Source organism: Gulosibacter massiliensis, assembly GCF_900626105.1.
GTDB classification, from domain to species: Bacteria; Actinomycetota; Actinomycetes; order Actinomycetales; family Microbacteriaceae; genus Gulosibacter; species Gulosibacter sediminis.
Genome location: NZ_UYZX01000001.1, coordinates 369,248 through 388,801, shown reverse-complemented (window position 1 = coordinate 388,801; position 19,554 = coordinate 369,248). Strand labels below are relative to the sequence as shown.

Annotated in this window: 21 protein-coding genes; all 21 read left to right on the top strand. The window is 66.5% G+C overall.

Translation table 11 applies throughout. From position 1 onward, the window contains the following. Positions 1-12: 12 nt before the first annotated feature. The 21 genes from dapB to EJL01_RS01805 all read left to right on the top strand — a co-directional run bounded on the left by dapB (position 13) and on the right by EJL01_RS01805 (position 19,522). Entirely contained in the window at positions 13-735 is a 723-nt protein-coding gene (gene dapB, locus EJL01_RS01905) for a 4-hydroxy-tetrahydrodipicolinate reductase (protein ID WP_125106030.1), read from the top strand. A 3-nt stretch (positions 736-738) separates the two neighbouring features. After that, positions 739-1,191 (top strand): tetratricopeptide repeat protein, encoded by a 453-nt coding sequence (locus tag EJL01_RS01900; protein WP_125106029.1) that lies wholly within the window; start codon positions 739-741, stop codon positions 1,189-1,191. A 70-nt stretch (positions 1,192-1,261) separates the two neighbouring features. Next, entirely contained in the window at positions 1,262-1,993 is a 732-nt protein-coding gene (gene thyX, locus EJL01_RS01895) for an FAD-dependent thymidylate synthase (RefSeq protein ID WP_193128264.1), read from the top strand. After that, positions 1,983-3,197, top strand: coding sequence for a radical SAM family heme chaperone HemW (hemW, locus tag EJL01_RS01890; RefSeq protein ID WP_125106028.1), 1,215 nt, complete (start codon positions 1,983-1,985; stop codon positions 3,195-3,197). The genes thyX and hemW overlap by 11 nt, the downstream gene beginning before the upstream one ends. 20 nt (positions 3,198-3,217) lie before the next feature. Next, positions 3,218-4,228 carry a heat-inducible transcriptional repressor HrcA gene (gene hrcA / locus EJL01_RS01885; protein ID WP_125106027.1) on the top strand — a complete coding sequence of 337 codons (1,011 nt, stop codon included), beginning with the start codon at positions 3,218-3,220 and terminating at the stop codon, positions 4,226-4,228. A gap of 46 nt (positions 4,229-4,274) precedes the next feature. After that, positions 4,275-5,369, top strand: a complete 1,095-nt coding sequence (dnaJ, locus tag EJL01_RS01880; protein WP_125106026.1) for a molecular chaperone DnaJ — start codon at positions 4,275-4,277, stop codon at positions 5,367-5,369. Further along, positions 5,369-6,100 (top strand): 16S rRNA (uracil(1498)-N(3))-methyltransferase, encoded by a 732-nt coding sequence (locus EJL01_RS01875; protein ID WP_125106025.1) that lies wholly within the window; start codon positions 5,369-5,371, stop codon positions 6,098-6,100. The genes dnaJ and EJL01_RS01875 overlap by 1 nt, the downstream gene beginning before the upstream one ends. Positions 6,101-6,118: 18 nt before the next feature. Then, complete coding sequence (locus tag EJL01_RS01870; RefSeq protein WP_125106024.1) at positions 6,119-6,466, top strand: histidine triad nucleotide-binding protein; 348 nt, start codon at positions 6,119-6,121, stop codon at positions 6,464-6,466. A gap of 28 nt (positions 6,467-6,494) precedes the next feature. After that, complete coding sequence (locus EJL01_RS01865; RefSeq protein WP_125106023.1) at positions 6,495-7,421, top strand: PhoH family protein; 927 nt, start codon at positions 6,495-6,497, stop codon at positions 7,419-7,421. Continuing rightward, a complete protein-coding gene (gene ybeY / locus EJL01_RS01860; RefSeq protein WP_125106022.1) occupies positions 7,418-7,894 on the top strand; it encodes an rRNA maturation RNase YbeY in 477 nt (158 codons plus the stop codon). Before EJL01_RS01865 ends, ybeY begins: the two co-directional genes overlap by 4 nt. A gap of 15 nt (positions 7,895-7,909) precedes the next feature. After that, complete coding sequence (locus EJL01_RS01855) at positions 7,910-9,175, top strand: hemolysin family protein (protein ID WP_241209072.1); 1,266 nt, start codon at positions 7,910-7,912, stop codon at positions 9,173-9,175. Beyond that, a complete protein-coding gene (gene era, locus EJL01_RS01850) occupies positions 9,172-10,059 on the top strand; it encodes a GTPase Era (RefSeq protein ID WP_125106020.1) in 888 nt (295 codons plus the stop codon). Before EJL01_RS01855 ends, era begins: the two co-directional genes overlap by 4 nt. Further along, complete coding sequence (locus tag EJL01_RS01845; protein ID WP_125106019.1) at positions 10,025-11,383, top strand: sensor histidine kinase; 1,359 nt, start codon at positions 10,025-10,027, stop codon at positions 11,381-11,383. The genes era and EJL01_RS01845 overlap by 35 nt, the downstream gene beginning before the upstream one ends. Before the next feature lie 9 nt (positions 11,384-11,392). Continuing rightward, positions 11,393-12,064 (top strand): response regulator, encoded by a 672-nt coding sequence (locus EJL01_RS01840; RefSeq protein ID WP_125106018.1) that lies wholly within the window; start codon positions 11,393-11,395, stop codon positions 12,062-12,064. Between the two features lie 94 nt (positions 12,065-12,158). Further along, positions 12,159-12,899 (top strand): ATP-binding cassette domain-containing protein, encoded by a 741-nt coding sequence (locus EJL01_RS01835; protein WP_125106017.1) that lies wholly within the window; start codon positions 12,159-12,161, stop codon positions 12,897-12,899. 157 nt (positions 12,900-13,056) lie between these two features. Further along, positions 13,057-14,796: a 2-isopropylmalate synthase gene (leuA, locus tag EJL01_RS01830; RefSeq protein WP_125106016.1), complete on the top strand. Its 1,740-nt coding sequence runs from the start codon at positions 13,057-13,059 to the stop codon at positions 14,794-14,796. Between the two features lie 15 nt (positions 14,797-14,811). Then, positions 14,812-15,576: a DNA repair protein RecO gene (recO, locus tag EJL01_RS01825; protein ID WP_125106015.1), complete on the top strand. Its 765-nt coding sequence runs from the start codon at positions 14,812-14,814 to the stop codon at positions 15,574-15,576. 5 nt (positions 15,577-15,581) lie between these two features. Continuing rightward, positions 15,582-16,385: an isoprenyl transferase gene (locus tag EJL01_RS01820; RefSeq protein ID WP_125106014.1), complete on the top strand. Its 804-nt coding sequence runs from the start codon at positions 15,582-15,584 to the stop codon at positions 16,383-16,385. A 27-nt stretch (positions 16,386-16,412) separates the two neighbouring features. After that, on the top strand, positions 16,413-17,063 hold the full coding sequence (gene lipB / locus EJL01_RS01815) for a lipoyl(octanoyl) transferase LipB (protein ID WP_125106013.1): 651 nt from the start codon (positions 16,413-16,415) through the stop codon (positions 17,061-17,063). After that, on the top strand, positions 17,060-18,085 hold the full coding sequence (gene lipA, locus EJL01_RS01810; protein WP_125106012.1) for a lipoyl synthase: 1,026 nt from the start codon (positions 17,060-17,062) through the stop codon (positions 18,083-18,085). The genes lipB and lipA overlap by 4 nt, the downstream gene beginning before the upstream one ends. A gap of 51 nt (positions 18,086-18,136) precedes the next feature. Further along, positions 18,137-19,522 carry a glycine--tRNA ligase gene (locus EJL01_RS01805; protein ID WP_125106011.1) on the top strand — a complete coding sequence of 462 codons (1,386 nt, stop codon included), beginning with the start codon at positions 18,137-18,139 and terminating at the stop codon, positions 19,520-19,522. The last annotated feature ends 32 nt before the right edge of the window (positions 19,523-19,554 follow it).

Below are 19,554 nucleotides of genomic sequence, written 5' to 3'. Positions count from 1 at the left end.
AGCACCTTGCACATGACTGTTTCCGTCGCCATCAGCGGAGCCACCGGCCGCATGGGCACGCTGATTCGAGGCATCGTCGATGACCTCGACGGCTTCGAGGTGCACGCCGCCCTCGACTCGTCCTCGTCGCTCGACGAAATGCTCGGTGCCGACGTGCTCATTGATGTGACGCACTACGACGCCTCCGAGCGCGCCACACGGTTTGCGCTTGAGCACGGGCTCAACGTCATCATCGGCACGAGCGGCTGGGGCAAGGATCGGGTCACCGAACTTGAGTCGAGCATTCCGGCTGAACGGGGTGTGCTCGTTGTGCCGAACTTCTCGGTGGGTTCGGTGCTCTCGACGCACCTCGCATCGATCGCGGGCAAGTTCTACGACTCGATCGAGATCCTCGAGGCGCACCACGACCGCAAGGTCGACTCGCCTTCGGGCACCGCGGTGCGCACCGCCGAAGCGATCGCGCTGGCACGCGGTGCCGAGGTCTCGTCGCCGAACACCGATCAGCGCGCGCGGGGCGAGGTCGTCGCGGGCATTCCCATCCACGCCCTGCGACTGCGCGGCGTCGTCGCTGATCAGCAGGTGATCTTCGGTGGTGAGGGCGAACTCGTAAACATCCGTCACGAGACGGTGAGCAATCGCGCCTACGTGCACGGCATCACCCTGGCTCTGCAGCAAGCCCCGACGCTTCGCGGCCTCACAGTGGGGCTCGACGCCCTCCTCGGGCTGGGGAGCTAACCCGTGCGGAAGCTCAGCGGGGCGCAGATTGGCGTCTATGTGCTGCTCGCGCTCATGGCGATCTACTTGGTTGCCATCGCAGGAATCGTGTGGGGGCTCGTCACGAGTGGCGAGGTCATCGGTATCGTCATGGGTTTTGCGCTCATCGTGTTTCCGGTCGTCGGCGTGCTGTTCGTCATCCGCGACCTCCGCTTCGTCCTGCAGTCGAACCGGCTCATCGAGCGCATGGCCGAGTCCGGCGAACTACCGGAGGACAACCTGCCGCGTCAAAACAGCGGACGCCCCGATCGTGCCGCAGCCGACGCCGAGTTCGAGTCGTGGAAGGACCGCGTCGAGGCGAACCCGGGCGACTGGCGAAACTGGGTGCTGCTCGGCCTTGCGTACCGGGCATCTGGCGACACGCCGCGAGCTCGCCAGGCGCTTCGTCGCGCGATCGCGCTCGAGCGCGGGGTCTAACTGCGCACTCGCCGGCTCAAGCCGTTTGAGTCGAGTCTGGGCCGCCTGCGACGCGGTTAGGATTGAACGTGTGAGTGGTGACATCGAATTCCGCAGCGACGTAACCGTCGAACTCGTCCGGGCCCAGGCCACCGACCGCGATGTGCTCTTCGCGGCCCGCGTTTCGACCGTGGGCGAGCAGAGCCTCGACTCCGCGACCGGCGACACCGCCGAGCTCGCAAAGCGCGACCGCGGTCTGATCAACTACCTGATGCGCGACCGTCACGGCACCCCGTTCGAGCACAACTCGCTCACGTTTTACGTGCAGGCGCCGCTCTTCGTTTTCCGTGAATTCCAGCGCCACCGCATGGCGAGCTACAACGAAGAGTCGGGCCGCTACCGCGAGCTGCGACCGGTGTTCTACGTACCGGACGCCGAGCGCAACCTCCGCCAGGAGGGTCGTCCCGGCAAGTACGAGTTCTTCCCCGGCAGCGCCGAACAGGTCGAGCTCGTGCAATCCGAGGTGCGCGGCCAGTCCGAGGCCGCTTACGCGAGCTACCAGCGGATGCTCGACGCCGGCGTCGCTCGCGAGGTCGCGCGCACCGTGCTCCCGCTGAATATCTACTCGTCGATGTACGTGACGATGAACGCCCGCTCGCTCATGAACTTCCTCTCGCTGCGGCGCAAGGCCGAGGGCTCGACGTTCCCGTCATTCCCGCAGCGCGAGATTGAGATGTGCGCCGAGAAAATGGAAGACCTCTGGTCGCAGCACATGCCCGTGACCGCCGAGGTGTTCCAGGCGAACGGTCGCGTTGCCCCCTAGCGCGCTGCCCGACGGCGCCCCGGTGCCGCAGGACGGCTCGCTGCCCGGGTCCGTCACGGAGGGCCTCGCGGGTCGGCAATTCGGGGCGTACGTGCACATCCCGTTTTGTCGCGTTCGCTGCGGCTATTGCGACTTCAACACCTACACAGCGACCGAGCTGCGGGGCGTGAGCCAGGCAAGCTACGCGGATGCGGTGGCGCAAGAGATCGCGCTCGCTCGGGCCGTGCTCGACCAGGTCGGGCATCGTGAGCCGCTCAGCACCGTGTTCTTTGGCGGCGGCACGCCGACGCTGCTACCTGCCGCCGACCTGGTGCGCACGCTCGGTTCGCTCCGCGACACCTTCGGCATCGTCGAGGGCGCCGAGGTTACGACCGAGGCGAATCCCGACTCGGTCGACGCCCACTATCTCTCGGCCCTGCGTGAGGGCGGCTTTACCCGCGTGAGTTTCGGGATGCAGTCGGCGGTGCCGCACGTGCTGCGCACGCTCGACCGTACGCACGACCCGCTCCGCGTGCCAGGGGTCGTCGCCGCGGCGAAGGCGGTCGACCTCGAAGCCTCCGTCGACCTGATCTACGGCACGCCGGGGGAGTCGCTCGACGACTGGCGTCGCTCGGTCGATGCCGCGCTCGAACTTCAACCGTCGCATATCTCGGCGTACGCGCTCATCGTTGAACCTGGCACGGCCCTCGCTCGGCAGATCCGTCGAGGCGAGGTCGCCGAGGTTGACGACGACCTGCAGGCCGAGATGTACGAGTATGCCGATGCCGCGTTCGCCGCGGCCGGCTTCCAGTGGTACGAGATTTCAAACTGGTCGCTCGATGGCGCGCATCCGTCGCGGCACAACCTCGCCTACTGGCACGACACCGACTGGTGGGGCTTCGGGCCGGGCGCCCACAGCCACGTCAACGGCACACGATTCTGGAACGTGAAGCACCCCGCGGCATACGCGCGGCGACTCGCGGAGGGCACTTCACCCGCCGCGGCTCGTGAGGTGCTCGACGACGAGCAGCGCTACGCCGAGCGCGTACTGCTGCGCTCGCGCCTGGTTGAGGGTTTGCCGCTCGAGGAGCTGCGGGATCGCCGCGCCGTCGCGGAACTCATCGCCGATGGCCTCATCGAGGGTGCCGACGCAATTCGCGGCACGCTGCGACTTACCGTTCGCGGTCGGCTGCTTGCCGACGTGGTTGCCCGAGCGCTCGCCTAAGCCGAAGTAAACTGGTCGCCATGGTGAGCGAACGCAGTCTAGAGGTGTTGCGCGCCATCATCGGCGACTATGTCGCCACGCACGAGCCTGTGGGGTCGAAGCGGTTGGTGGAGCGCTATCAATTTGGCGTGTCTGCGGCGACAATCCGCAACGATATGGCCGTCCTCGAGGAGGCCGAGCTCATCGCAGCGCCGCACACTTCGTCGGGGCGTGTGCCCACCGACAAGGGCTACCGCGTCTTCGTCGATCAGCTCGCCGACGTACGCCCGCTCACCACGGCGCAGCGGCGGGCCATCGAGCAGTTCATGGAGGGTTCGCTCGAGCCCGAGGAACTGCTCACCCGCTCGGTGCGCACGCTCGCGCAGCTCACCGGCACCGTGGCCATCGGCCACCTTCCCTCGCTCCTCGACGCGCACATCCATCGCATCGAGCTCGTCTCGCTGTCGGTGCGCCGCGTGCTGGTGGTGCTCATCACCGACACAGGCCGTGTCGAACAGCGCATCGTCGATCTCGAACGCGACACCGGCGACGAGGAATTTCTCGCGCTGCGCGACCTCGTCAATGAACGGCTCGTTGGCAAGCGGCTCGAAGACGCCGCGGCCGAGCTGCGCGAGCTGCATGACGGCGATGACTTCGGCGGTGTCGCCGACCGGGTGCTGCAATCGCTCGTGCAGCAGGTGTTCGCGAACCGCGACGACAAGCTGATCATCGCCGGCGCCGCCAACCTCGCACTGACGGAGCACGACTTCTCGTCGATCTTCCCCGTGCTCGAGGCGATCGAAGAGCAGGTAGTCTTGCTGCGACTCGTCGGGGAACTCGATCTCGACGAACGCGGCGTTGCAGTGTCGATCGGTCACGAGAACCTCAACTCGGCGCTTGAGGAGACGAGCATCCTCGCTACCGGCTATACCCCCGACGGTGAGGCCCGAGTGGGTATCCTCGGTCCGACGCGTATGGACTATCAGCGCAACATCGCCGCCGTTCGGGCGGTCGCGCGATACCTCTCGCGCAGCTTCGACACTCCGAGCTGACTACGGCTCCAACCACTTCATTTCATCCACTCAGGAGGCAGAGGTCTTGGCAGACCACTACGAGACACTCGGTGTGAGCCGCGAGGCAAGCCCAGAAGAGATCAAGAAGGCGTATCGCAAGCTGGCCCGTCAGCTGCACCCCGACGTCAACCCGTCGCCCGAGGCGGCCGAGAAGTTCAAGGACGTCACCGCTGCCTACGACACCCTCTCTGACCCGCAACGGCGGCAGCAGTACGACCTCGGCGATGCCGGCGGAGCTGGCGGCGGATTCGGATTCGGCGACATCTTCGACGCGTTCTTTGGTGGCCAGGGCTCGCGCCGCGGCCCGCGTTCGCGTGCCCAGCGGGGGCAGGATGCGCTCGTGCGCGTCGACCTCGACCTCGCCGATGTGATCTTTGGCACGCATCGCGACATCGAGATCGCGACCGCGGTGCGCTGCGAGACCTGCGAGGGCAGCTGCTGCGCGCCAGGCACGAGCCCGACCACGTGCTCGACCTGTGGTGGCGCGGGTGAGGTCACCCGCCAGGTGCGCTCAGTGCTCGGCCCGGTCGTCACCTCGAGCCCCTGCGGCGTCTGCCAGGGCTACGGCACCGTCATCGAGCACCCCTGCGACACGTGCCACGGCCAGGGCCGCGTGCGCGCGCAGGTCACCCTGCCCGTTGACATTCCCGCGGGCGTCGACACGGGCCTGCGCCTGCACCTTCCAGGTCAGGGCGAGGCGGGTGCCGCGGGCGGCGCCTATGGCGACATCTACCTCGAGATCCGCGTGCGCGAAGACGACACCTTCACGCGTGACGGAGACAACCTGCTCGCGGCCGTCGAGGTCTCGATGGTCGACGCGGTTTTCGGTACCTCGGCCACGTTGCCCGGCGTGGATGGCGACATCGAGCTCGAGATCCCGGCCGGCGCACAGTCTGGCGACGTGCTCACAGTGCGCGGTCGCGGTGTGACCCGCCTGCGCAGCCCCATGCGCGGCGACCTCGACGTGACCCTGCAGGTGCGCACGCCGACGAAACTCGATCACAAGCAGAAGGATCTGCTCAAGCAGTTTGCGGCCCGCGACAAGCACCCCCAGGCTCCCGGCCTGATCAAGGACCAGCCCGGACTGTTCTCGAAGCTGCGCGGGAAGTTCGGCCGCTAGTGGCACACGCCTACTTCGCCGCCGGTCTTGCCGCGGTTCGCTCCGGCGAACTGATCACGGTGAGCGGCGGCGAGGCGCGCCACGCCGTGGGCGTCGCGCGCCTGCGCGTCGGGGAACAACTCACCCTGCTCGACGGCGAGGGTGGCAGCGTCATCGCCGAGGCGAGCGAAGTCGGCGCAGCAGAGTTCACCGCGCGAGCGCTCGCCGACGCGACGGTCGAGCCTGCGCCGAGCCCCCGGATCCTGCTCGTTCAGGCCCTCGCGAAGGGCGGCCGTGACGAGATGGCGCTGCAGGCCTCGGTCGAGCTTGGCATTGACGGGGTGATTCCCTGGCAGGCGCAGCGCTCGGTGTCGACGTGGCGGGGCGACAAGGTCGTGAAGCAGCACGAGCGGTGGCAGACGATCGCTCGGGAGGCGAGCAAGCAGGCGGTGCGGGCGCGAGTGCCGCGGGTGGATGCGCCGGTCACCACGAAACAGCTCGCGCAACTCTCGGGCACACTTCGGCTCGTGGTGCTCGACCCGATCGCCACTGCGCCATTGAGCGAGCTCGAGCCGGATGCGCGGGATCTCGCGCTGGTGGTGGGCCCCGAGGGCGGCATCGACGAACGTGAGTTCGGGCTGCTCACCGAGGCGGGCGCTGAGCGCCGACGGCTCGGTGCAAATGTGTTGCGCACCTCGACCGCGGGCCCAGCGGCACTTGCGGCGATGTTCACCAAGCTCGGGCGCTGGTAGGCGACTAGACTCACCCGCATGGCCGAGAGCATTTTCACCCGGATCATCAATCGCGAGATTCCCGCCGAGATCGTTGCTGAAGACGATCGCGTCATCGCGTTCACCGACATTCACCCCAAGGCACCGGTGCATCTGCTCGTCGTGCCGAAGGACCCGCAGTATCGTGACGTGACCGAGCTCGCTGCGGGCGACCCCGAGTTGCTCGCGCACGTCGTCGCGACGGCCAAGCGCCTCGCGGGCGATCACAGCGACGGCGATTTCCGTCTCGTGTTCAACACCGGTGCGAACGCCGGTCAGACGGTATTCCACGTACACGCGCACGTCCTTGCGGGCGGGCTGGAGGAAGGCTCACTTGGAGCAGACTGAACGAACAGTCGTAATTGAGGGTGCTTCGATGCTGCACCTGCTCGGGCCGGGCGATCGCCTCCTGAGCACGATCGAAGCCGAGCATCCGAGCGTCACGGTGCTCGTGCGAGGCAATGAGGTGCATCTGCGGGGCGATGTCGACGACGTCGAGCTCGCTGAGCGGCTCGTGCGCGAGATGGCGTCGCTCGCAAGGTCGGGCGCCATGCTCGCGCCCGACGAGATCGCGCGCTCGAAGCAGCTGCTTTCGAATGGCGAGGGTCCATCGCCGACCCAGGTGTTTGGCGAGGCTATCGTCAACGCCCGCGGTCGCGCCGTGCGGGCGAAAACGCTCGGACAGAAGCGGTACGTCGACGCCATCGACGTCAACACGGTCACCTTCGGCATCGGCCCCGCCGGTACCGGCAAGACCTACCTCGCCATGGCGAAGGCCGTGCAGGCGCTCCAGCGCAACGAGATCAACAAGATCGTGCTCACGCGCCCCGCCGTCGAAGCGGGGGAGCGCCTCGGCTTCCTGCCGGGCACCCTCAACGACAAGATCGACCCCTACCTGCGGCCACTCTTCGACGCCCTGGGCGACATGCTCGACCCAGACCTCGTCGTCAAGCTCATGAGCCAGAACGTGGTCGAGGTGGCACCCCTCGCGTACATGCGCGGCCGCACCCTGAACGACGCGTACGTGATCCTCGACGAGGCGCAGAACACGACGCAGGAGCAGATGAAGATGTTCCTCACGCGCCTCGGCTTCGGCTCGAAGCTCGTCGTGACGGGCGACGTCACCCAGGTCGATCTTCCCGGCGGCAACTCCGGTCTCCGGCACGCGTCGCGGGTGCTCCGCGACATCCCCGACATTCACTTTGCCGAGCTCACGAGCGACGACGTCGTTCGCCACAGCCTCGTCGCAAAGATCGTCGACGCCTATGACGAGTACACGAGCCGCCAGGAGCACAGCCGATGAGTATTGAAATCAACAACGAGTCGGGCGCCGAGGTCGACGAGTCGTCGGTGCTCGGCCTGGCGACGTTCGCGCTCGACTACCTGCACGTGCATCCGGACGCCGAACTCAGCATCGTATTTGCCGATGTCGGGGTCATGGAAGAGCTCCACGTGCAGTGGATGGACGAGCCGGGTCCGACCGACGTGCTCAGCTTTCCCATGGACGAGCTACGCCCCGGCTCGATCGAGCGGCAGACGCCTCCCGGTTTGCTCGGTGACATCGTCGTCTGCCCCGAGGTCGCGGCCGCTCAAGCCGTCACCAACCGGCACTCGACGATGGACGAGATTCGCTTTCTCGTGGCCCACGGCATCCTGCACCTGCTCGGTTTCGACCACGCCGAGCCCGAGGAACACAAGCGGATGTTCGGGCTGCAAGACGAGATCCTCGCGGGGTTCGCGGCGCAAGAGCGCAAGAAGCAGCGGGGTCGTAAGTAAGTGAGCGGACCGCTCGTGGTCCTCATCACCATTCTCCTCATCGTTGGCGCGGCACTGCTCGCCGCCGTCGAGTCGGCCATTGCGGTGCTTTCCCGCGCCGACGTGGTGGATGAGGCCGAGGCGGCGAACTCTCCCGACACGCTGCGTCGCATCGGCGACAACATGTCCGGGCACCGTGAGGCCGTCGGCTTCGCGCGCATCGGCGCCGAGACCCTCGCGACGGTGCTCATTTCGGTCTGGTTTGCCACCTTCGTGGCCGGACCGTGGCTCGCGTTTCTGTTCGCCTCGCTGCTCATGCTCGCGGTGCACGTGCTGTTTACGGGGTCGACGCCCCGCACGATCGGCCGAACACACCCCCGCGACACGCTGCGGATGCTCGGCTGGCTCGCGCGCGGCTGCCGCGTCGTGTTCGGGCCCATCAGCGATCTGCTCGGCACGCTTGGCGACATCGTGACCCCCTCGCAAAAGCATCGACACGCGACCGTCTCGAGCGAGGAGCAACTCCTCTCGATGGTCGACGCCGCCACCGAGCAGGAGGTGCTTGACGAGGATGACCGCGAGCTCATCCATTCGGTGTTCGATTTTTCGGACCGTCTCGTCCGCGAAGTGATGGTTGCGCGCACCGACATGCTTACGGTCGACGCTGACGACACGGTGCACGACGGCCTGCGGTCACTGCTCGAGGTCGGCATCTCGCGCGCGCCGATCGTCGGCCGTGACAGCGACGACATCCGCGGCATCGCGTATCAGAAAGACCTCGCCCGGCACCTGCTCGAACACCCCGAGTCGACGCTGCGGGTCGCCTCGTTGGCACGGCCCCCGGTGTTCGTGCCCGAGTCCCTCGCCGCCGACACGCTGCTGCGCCGGATGCAACGCGACTCGACGCACTTCGCGATGGTCGTGGACGAGTACGGCGGCATCGCTGGGCTCGTGACCCTCGAGGACCTCATCGAGGAACTCGTCGGCGAGATCAGCGACGAGTTTGACCGCGGCGGTGACGAGTACGAGCGACTCGAGGACGGTACGCTCGTAGTCTCGTCGCGCATGAACATTACCGATCTCGGGGAGCTCCTCGACATCGACCTTGAACACGAAGACGTGGACTCGGTGGGCGGCCTGCTCACCACGGCGCTCGGCAGGATTCCACAGCTCGGCGACCACGCCGAGATCGGGGGACTCGCGCTCCTCGCCGACCGCGTCGGGCGTCGCCACCGCGTCACGCGCATCCAGGTGCGAGTGCTCGCACCGCACTCTACGAACGAAAAAGAGGAAGCAGCATGAGCGAGTACCGCGCCGGATTCGTCACCTTCATCGGGCGCCCGAACGTGGGCAAATCGACCCTGACCAACGCGCTCGTGGGCGAGAAGATCGTCATCACCTCGTCGAAGCCGCAGACCACGCGCCGCGCGGTGCGGGGAGTCGTGCACCGCGACCACGGCCAACTCGTCATCGTCGACACGCCGGGTGTCCACCGGCCCCGCACGCTGCTCGGCCAGCGGCTCAATGACGTCGTCGAAGAGACGCTCGCTGAGGTCGACGTGGTCGGGTTCTGCGTGCCTGCCGACGAAGAGCTCGGCCCCGGCGACCGCTTCATCAACGAGTGGGTCGACAAGGCGAAGCGCGCGAAGAAGGTGGCGCTCGTCACCAAGTCCGAACTCGTGTCGAAGGCCAAGGTCGCCGAGCAGTTGCTTGCGCTCGCCGAGCTGCGCGAGTGGGATGCGATCATCCCGGTCTCGTCGGTCGACGACATCAACCTTGAGCCGCTCGTCGACGTACTTATCGGGCTCATGCCCGAGTCGGAAGCGCTGTACCCGGCCGACATGGTCACAGAAGAACGCTACGCACAGCGCGTCGAGGAGCTGATTCGTGAGGCCGCGCTCGAGGGTGTGCACGACGAGCTGCCCCACTCGATCGCCGTGCAGATCGAAGACATTCTCGACTCCGACGATGGCAGCCGCGAGATCTTCGCCAACGTCATTGTCGAGCGCGACAGCCAGAAGGGCATCGTCATCGGCAAGGGCGGCTCGCGCCTCAAGATGGTGCGCCAGCACGCGGCGAAGCAGATCAGCGCCATCTCGCCGACCAAGGTGAAATTGACGCTTCACGTCAAGGTGGCGAAAGATTGGCAGCGTGACCCAAAGCAGCTCGGCCGCCTCGGCTTCTGACGTTCCGCCGCAACCGCGGCGTCGCGTCAACTCGCCGCTACCGGCGTGGCTGCGCCACACGGTTGGCCACAACGGGCAGCACCGGTGGCTCGTCGACAGCGTCTTCGGCATCGGCATGATGCTGACCATCGGCTTCCCGTTTACGACCCGAGCCGACTGGAGCTACTTCTTCAACTGGGCGTCGGTGCCCGTGTGGCTGCTCTTCACCGCCGCCTGCGTCATTCGACGCATATCACCGTGGGCCTCGTTCGTGCTTGTCACGATCGGTTTCTGCATCAAGCTGCTGCTGGGGCTGCGGCCGCACGGCATGGAAGTTGCGATCCTCATCGTGCTTTACACGGGCGCCGTCTGGGGCTCGCGCACGCTGTTCTACCTCACGGCCGTCGCGAGCGTCGTGTACCCGGTCGTGCAGTCGGCCTACATCGCGACCTTTCCGCAGGACATGCCATTCATCACGATTTTTGCGGGCGACGGCATCGTCAGCCTCGACCGCATTATCGTGAACTTCTCGATCGTTGCCGTGCCGTTGACGCTGTTTGCCATGATCAGTTGGGTTGCGGGCGCGCTGCAGCGCATGCAGATCTCAACGAGCCGATCGGCGCACTCGGCGCAGATCGCCGAGCTCGAGTACCAGCGGGCGCAGGAACAGCTCGTGGTCGAACAGGAGCGCAGCCAGATCGCCCGCGACATGCACGACGTCGTCGCGCACTCCCTGGCCGTTGTGGTGGCACAGGCCGACGGCGGCCGTTATCTCATGAAAAGTTCGCCGCAGGCCGTGGAGCCGGTGCTCGCGACGATTTCCGAGACGGCTCGCGACGCGCTGCTCGATGTGCGCGGCCTCCTCTCGCAGTTGCGGCACACCCAAGCCGAAACCGAGCGCAAGACGCTCGACGACCTCCCGCCGCTCATCGGCCGCATCCGTGCCGCCGGCCTCAACCTACAGACGAATATGCAGGGGGAGCCGCATCCGGTGGGTGCGAACGCCGAGGTGGCGATCTACCGGCTCGTGCAGGAGTCCCTCACCAACGCGCTCAAGTACGGTGACGGTCGATTCCCGACGCGCTTGCAAACCCAATGGGGCGAACAGCTGGAGATCACGGTGCGCAATCGAGTCTCACGCAAGCCGAAGTCCCAGAGCGGATCTCGCCACGGTCTCGTCGGGATGCGCGAGCGACTCGCCGTCGTCGGCGGCACGGTCGCGGCCGGTCCGCAGGGCGAGGACTGGGTGGTAACCGCGACGGTGCCGTACTCGGACCGCTCGCGTGCGGCAGCAACTCCGGGCTTGCCGAACCTGCAGAACGAGGATGTTGGCGGCACGACGTAATCTGTTGCCATGAACGAATCTCCCCAGCACGGCGGTCCGATCCGCGTCGCGCTCGTCGACGACCAGCAGCTCTTCCGCGGCGGCATCCGCATGCTGGTCGACTCGCAGGATGACATGGCGTATGTCGCCGAGGCTTCCGACGGCGCCGAAGCCGTCCGCCTCGCGATGTCGGTGAAGCCCGACGTGATTCTCATGGACGTGCGCATGCCGAACATGGATGGGCTCGAGGCGACCCAGCAGATCGTCGCCCGCGGACTCGAAAGCCGCATCCTCATCCTCACCACGTTCGACCTCGACAAGGCGGTCGCGCGCGCGGTCGCGGCCGGCGCCTCGGGCTTCGTGCTCAAGGACGCCGACCCCGAGTTCCTGCTCGCCGCCATCCGCACCGTGCACGGCGGCTCGGAGGTGTTCGCCGCACAGGCGACCGCCGACCTCATCCGCCGTTTCTCGCAGTCGCCGAACCGGCTCGAGGGCGAACCGGAGGAGTTCGAGGCCCTCACAGAGCGTGAGCGCGAGATGTTCTTCCTCGCAGCGAAGGGCATGTCGAACGGCGAGATCGCGACCCAGGAGTTCCTCTCGGAAGCCACCGTCAAGACGCACATTTCGCGCATCCTGGCGAAGCTTGGCCTGCGCGACCGCGTGCAGCTCGTCGTCTACGCGTACGAGCACGGGCTGCTCTAGCTTGCGCACCGGCGACAGAGTCATACCTGCGTATGACGCCCGTTCGGATGTGTCGCTGACGAATCATGCTGAGCCTGGTCGTAACGTGGATCGCATGAACGCCCAACCCAAATTCGCTGCCGGGCAACACGCCCCCGGTGCGTACGGGATGGAAGTGTTCGGCCTCCACCGCACCGGCAATGCGCCGCTGCATCGCGTCAGCTTTGTTGCGCGCAGGGGCGAGACCACGGCGCTGTTGTCGCCCGACGGCTCGGGCGGCGCCGTGTTGCGTGCCGCCCTCGGCTTCGAGCCCGTTGAGTCGGGTTTTAGCGTCATCGAGGGTCGGCGCTTCGTGCCGGCCCCCGGTCCCGAGCCGATTGCCGACCCCGAGCGGGTAGGCGTACTGTTGCGCGACCCGGTGGTCACGCAGGGGCGCACCCTTGACGAGCACCTGCGCCAGGGGCTTCTGCCTGATCACCGTGGGGCGCTCGGGCAGCAGGAAGTGCAGACGCTTCGCGACTCGCTTGGCTTCATGAACGCCGGCAGCGCTATCGTGTCGGAGTTGCCGCTCTCGCTGCAGTACCGCGTCGCCATTGGGCGAGCGGTCGCCGCGAGGCCCGCCATCATCGCCGCCGACGACCCCTACGGTGGCCTCCCGGAGCGCGAGCGCCACCTGCTCGTGTCGTTGCTGCGCGCGGTTGCCAGCGAGCACGGCATCGGCGTCGTGCACGCGACGGGCGATGTCGACCTCGCCACGCGGGCAAATCACGTCGTCGTGATCGAGGGCGGGCGCATCACGAACGACCTGCGCGGCACCCTGCGCGTGCAGCGGCTGCTCGGTCGCAACGTGCGCTAGCTCGACGGGCGCCAATTTTGGCGGTGCTACGCTAATCGCATGCATTCGTACGGCACCCTCCTCCTTCTATGCCGCGGCGGGGCTTAGCAACTAAGCCTTCCCTGCCGCGGAGTTGAAGCATGGCTTAGGCCAAGAATCTTCAGGAGAGAGTTCGCACATGCGCAATCTGCAGCAGCCGTCCAAAATGCCCACCCACCGGTACGTCTCGTACGCGGACCAGTTTGGTGTCACCCTTCCCGACCGCACCTGGCCCGATCAGGTCATCACGAAGGCACCACGCTGGTGCGCCGTCGACTTGCGCGACGGTAACCAGGCCCTCATCGACCCGATGTCGCCCGAGCGCAAGCTGGTCATGTTCGACCTGCTCGTGCGCCTCGGCTACAAAGAGATCGAGGTCGGCTTCCCGTCGGCCAGCCAGACGGACTTCGACTTCGTTCGTCGTCTCATCGACGAGAACCACATTCCCGACGACGTGACCATTCAGGTGCTGACCCAGGCGCGCGAGCACCTCGTCAAGCGCACCTATGAGTCACTGCGCGGGGCCAAGCGCGCGATCGTGCACCTCTACAACTCGACGAGCGTGCTGCAGCGCGAGGTCGTATTCCGCGAAGACCGCGAGGGCGTGAAGCAGATCGCGCTCGAGGGCGCACGCATGTGCAAGCGCTTCGAGTCCATCGCCGAGGGAACCGAGATTTTCTACGAGTACTCGCCCGAGAGCTATTCCGGCACCGAGCTCGACTACGCGCTTGAGGTGAGCAACGCGATTATCGAAGAGCTCGACGCGACGCCCGAGCGCCCGATCATCATCAACCTGCCCGCGACCGTCGAGATGTCGACGCCGAACGTCTACGCCGACTCGATCGAGTTCATGCACCGCAACCTCGCCCGCCGCGAATCGGTGATCATTTCGCTGCACCCGCACAACGACCGCGGCACCGCGGTGGCCGCGGCTGAGCTCGGCTACATGGCTGGCGCGGACCGCATCGAGGGCTGCCTGTTCGGCAACGGCGAGCGCACCGGTAACGTCGACCTCGTCACCCTCGGCATCAACCTGTTCACGCAGGGTGTCGACCCCGAGATTGACTTCTCGAACATCGACGAGATCCGCCGCACGGTCGAGTACTGCAACCAGCTGCGCGTGGGGGAGCGCCACCCATGGGGCGGCGACCTTGTCTACACCGCGTTCTCGGGCTCGCACCAGGATGCGATTAAGAAGGGCTTCGAGGCGATGGCCGCAAAGTCGGACGAGACCGGCGTACCTGTCGACGAACTCGAGTGGGCTGTGCCGTACCTACCGGTTGACCCACGCGACCTCGGCCGCACGTACGAGGCCGTTATCCGCGTCAACTCGCAGTCGGGCAAGGGCGGCGTTGCCTACCTGCTCAAGGAGCACCACAACATCGAGCTCCCGCGTCGCTTGCAGATCGAATTCTCGGCAACGGTGCAGCAGCGCACCGATGCCGAGGGTGGCGAGGTCGCTCCCGACGACATTTGGCAGATCTTCGTTGACGAGTACCTGCCGGCAACTGAGGACGCTGAGAAGTGGGGCCGCCTCGAGATCTTCGGCGTCCGCACGGCAACCGAAATGGACGGCACCACCGCGATTACGGTGAAGCTGCGCCGCGAAGACGAAGAGCTCACGATTGAGAGCACCGGCAACGGACCGATCAACGCGTTCCTTAACGTGCTCGAAGACCGCGGCTACGAGGTGAAGCTCTACGACTATGTCGAGCACACGCTGTCGGCATCGGGCGACGCCCTCGCTGCGGCCTACGTCGAGCTCGAAGTCAACGGCCAGCGACTGTGGGGCGTCGGCATCGACCCCGACATCTCGAACGCCTCGCTCAAGGCGATCGTGTCAAGCGTGAACCGCGCGGTGCGCAACGCGCAGCACTAAGTACGAGGGCTGAGGATGCCGAACTATACCGACGAGGTCGTGATTCTTCGCGGCCGTCCGCTCGGTGAGGCCGACCGCATCCTCACCTGCTTCGGGCGACAGCACGGCAAGATCAATGCTGTCGCCCGCGGCGTGCGCCGTACCGCGTCGAAATTCGGCGCACGCGTCGAGGCGGGCAACGTCATCGACGCGCAGTTCTACACTCGTGGCCACGGACCCGCCGGCCTCGACACCCTCACCCAGGCCGTCACGGTGCACAGCTTCGCGGCCAAGATGGTTGACGACTTCGACGTCTACACGATGTCGGCCGCGATCCTTGAGGCGGCAGACCGCATCCTCGAGGCCGAGCCGGCGCCGCTGCAGTTTGCCCAGCTCGTCGGCTCGCTGCGGTATCTCGCGCGGCGTGAGCATCCGGCCGGGCTCGTACTCGACGCCTACCTGTTGCGTTCCCTCTCGCTGGCCGGTTGGCGGCCGACATTCACCGACTGCGCCCGCTGCGGCAAGCCCGGCCCGCACTCGCGCATCTCGCTCACCGCTGGCGGCGCGGTGTGTGACGACGACGCCCGCTCGAGCGGTGCCGTCATGTATGCGGATGTCGACACCATGCGCCTGCTCTGGGCCCTGCTCGCTGGCAACTGGGGCGTTGCTGAGGCGAGCGACGACGGCACGCGCGCGGCCGCGCATCGCATCGTGAGCGCGTACGCGCAGTTTCACCTCGAACGCGGGCTTCGGTCGATGGCGGTGCACGACCAGGATCGCCCCGGCCCCGGCGTACCCTAATCGGTATGACTACGCCCGAGGCCCGCACGTTCAAGCCCCTGGACTGGACGGGACTCACGCCGCCGGCGTTTCCGAGCGGCTCAGTTCCCGAACACGTCGCCGTCGTCATGGACGGCAACGGCCGCTGGGCAAACCAGCGAGGCCTGCCGCGCACCGAGGGGCACCGCGCTGGTGAGGCCGCGCTGCTCGACGTTGTAGCGGGCGCCGTGCAGGCAGGCGTGAAGCACCTTTCGGTCTACGCGTTCTCGACCGAGAACTGGGCCCGCTCGGCCGCCGAGGTGCGATTTCTCATGGGCTTCAATCGCGAGGTGCTGCACCGGCAGCGAGATCAGCTGCATGCCTGGGGCGTGAAGGTCGTGTGGTCGGGCAACCGCACCCGCCTGTGGAAGTCGGTGATCAAGGACTTGCTCGCCGCCGAAGAACTTACCCGCAACAACACCGGCATGACGCTGAATATGTGTGTCAACTACGGCGGGCGCGTTGAGCTACGGGATGCGGTGCAGGCAATCGCGCGTGACGTCGCGGCGGGCAAGCTCAAGCCCGAACGCATCCGTGAGTCGCACATTGCGGCACATCTGTACCAGCCACAGCTGCCCGACGTCGACCTGTTCGTGCGCTCGTCGGGGGAGCAGCGCACCTCGAACTTCCTGCTCTGGGAGTCGGCCTATGCCGAGATGGTGTTTCTCGACACGCTGTGGCCAGACTTCACGCGAGAAGATCTCTGGCGCGCCATCGGACTCTACGTGTCTCGCGACCGCCGCTTCGGCGGTGCGGTCGACGCGCCGCAGCAGGCCACGGAAACACCTTGACGGCAACAATCTGCTTTACTGGACGGCGTGCAACAACTACGCCTCTTTGAATCAGGCCGTTCGAAGTACCTCGACGTCGACGCGATTCAACGTCGCATTCACGCCGATGTGGCCGGTGGTACCCACCCGAGCACGGTGATCTACTCGGAGTTCGACCCCGTCTACACGGCCGGCTCTCGCACCGCCGATGCCGACATTCCGAACGAGGATGTGCCGATCGTGCGCATCGACCGCGGCGGTTCGGTGACCTACCACGGCCCGGGGCAACTCGTCGCGTACCCGATCGTGCTCATTCACGGCCGGCAGGATGTCGTCGCCTACGTGCGGGCCCTCGAAGCGGCCGTCATGGGCGCCGTCGCCGAGCTGGGCGTGCAGAGCCAGCGCGTCGACGGCCGCACCGGCGTGTGGCTGGTGCGCGATGGCGTGCCCGACCGCAAGCTTGGTGCCATTGGCGTGCGCTTCTCGAAGCACGCGACGATGCACGGGCTCGCACTCAACGTGCATCCGAAGCTGCACGACTTCGATCGCATTGTGCCGTGCGGCATCCGCGACGCCGGTGTCACCTCGCTTGCCGAGCTCGGTGTCGACGCCAGCCTCGCCGAAATCGCCGACGTGCTGCACCCGCACCTCGACCGTCAACTTGTCCGTTTCCAGGCACCCGTGGAGGTGACCGCATGAACACGCTCGCACCCGAAGGGCGAAAGCTGCTGCGCGTTGAGGCGCGTAACGCCGAGACCCCGATTGAGACCAAGCCCGAGTGGATTCGCACCCGCGCCACCGCGAACGAGCAGTACCAGGACGTCAAGCGCCTCGCGCGCCAGAGCAACCTGCACACCGTCTGCGAAGAGGCGGGTTGCCCGAACATCTACGAGTGCTGGGAGGACCGCGAAGCGACGTTCCTCATCGGCGGCGACCAGTGCACCCGCCGCTGCGACTTCTGCATGATCGCGACGGGTAAGCCCCTCGACTACGACCGCGAGGAGCCGCGCCGAGTGGCCGAGTCGGTGCGCGAGCTCGGCCTCCGCTATGCGACCGTCACGGGGGTCGCGCGCGACGACCTGCCGGACGGCGCTTCCTGGCTCTTCGCCGAGACCGCGAGGCAAGTTCATGCGCTGAATCCGGGCACCGGCGTCGAGCTGCTCGTCGATGACTTCCGCGGCGGCGACGACGCGATCGTCGCGGTCTGCGAGGCTGAACCCGAGGTGTTCGCCCACAACATCGAGACGGTGCCGCGTATCTTCAAGGAGATCCGCCCTGGGTTCCGCTACGACCGATCGTTGCGGATGCTCGCCCGGGCGAGCGAGCTTGGCATGGTTACGAAGTCGAACCTCATTCTCGGCATGGGGGAGACCCGCAACGAGATCGAGGCGACAATGCGCGAGCTGCGCGAACACGATGTCGACATCCTCACGCTGACCCAGTACCTGCGCCCGAGCAAGCTGCACCACCCGATCGATCGCTGGGTGAAGCCGGAAGAGTTCATCGAGCTCTCCGACATTGCTCGCGAGCTCGGCTTCGTCGGCGTCATGGCCGGTCCGCTCGTGCGTTCCTCGTACCGGGCCGGCCGCCTGTGGGCCCAAGCGACCAAGGCTAAGGGTCGCCCGATTCCGGAGCAGCTCGCGCACCTCGACAGCGACACCCCGGCGCGTCAGGAAGCCACCGAGGTGCTCGCTCGCCACATGGCTAAGATGGGAAGCTGATTCTCGCTGGCTCTGCGCCGGCGCCCGCCCACCATCAGGAGTGTTCAACAGATGGCAGCCTCCAAGCTCGACCAGGTCATCGCGCTCGCTAAGCGACGCGGCTTTGTGTACCAGGCGGGTGAAATCTATGGAGGTTCGCGCTCGGCGTGGGACTACGGCCCCCTCGGCGTCGAACTCAAGGAGAACATCAAGCAGCAGTGGTGGCAGTACTTCGTGCGCGGCCGTGCCGACATGGTCGGCCTCGACTCGGCGGTGATTCTGCCGAAGCGCGTGTGGGAGGCCTCGGGCCACGTCGCGACGTTCACCGACCCGCTCATCGAGTGCACGAACTGCCACAAGCGCCAGCGGCAGGACCACCTGCTCGAGGCATTCGAGGCAAAGAAGGGCCGCGAGGCGACGGGCATGGACGAGATCGTCTGCCCCGAGTGCGGTACCAAGGGCCAGTGGACCGAGCCCCAGAACTTCTCGGGCCTCATGAAGACCTACCTCGGCGCGGTCGACAACGAAGAGGGCCTGCACTACCTGCGCCCCGAGACGGCGCAGGGAATCTTCGTCAACTTCAACAACGTGGTGACGACTGCGCGGAAGAAGCCGCCGTTCGGCATCGGCCAGGTCGGCAAGTCGTTCCGCAACGAGATCACGCCCGGTAACTTCATCTTCCGCACCCGCGAGTTCGAGCAGATGGAAATCGAGTACTTCGTGCCGCCGGCGGATGCGTCGCAGCACTTCGATGAGTGGGTCGAGGCCTGCTGGAACTGGTTTGTCGACCTCGGCATCAACCCCGAGCACATGCGCCAGTTCGACGTGCCCAACGATGAGCGCGCGCACTACTCTGACCGCACGATCGACTTTGAGTACGAGTTCGGGTTCACCGGCAGCGCCTGGGGCGAGCTCATGGGCGTGGCCAACCGCACCGACTTCGACCTCAAGTCGCACACCGATGCCTCGGGCTCGGCGCTGCAGTTCTTCGACCAGGCTTCCGGCGAGCACTACACGCCGTATGTGATCGAGCCCTCGTTCGGTCTCACCCGCTCGCTCATGGCGTTCCTCGTCGACGCGTACGAGGAGGACGAGGCGCCGAACGCGAAGGGCGGCGTCGACACCCGCACCGTGCTGCGCCTCGACCCGCGCCTCGCACCGGTGAAGGCCGCCGTGCTGCCCCTGTCGAAGAAGGAAGAGCTCGCCCCGCTGTCGCAGCGCGTCGCCGAGGAGCTTCGCGCCGGTGGGCGCTGGAATATCGACTACGACGACGCCGGCCAGATCGGCCGCCGGTACCGTCGCCAGGACGAGATCGGCACACCGCTGTGCATCACGGTCGACTTCGACTCGCTCGACGACAACGCCGTGACCGTACGCGACCGCGACACCATGACGCAGGAGCGCGTGAGCGTCGACCGCCTCTATGGCTACGTCGCCGAGCGCCTGCGCGGAGCCTAATCGCAGTTCGGGGTCGCCAATACGGGTGCGGG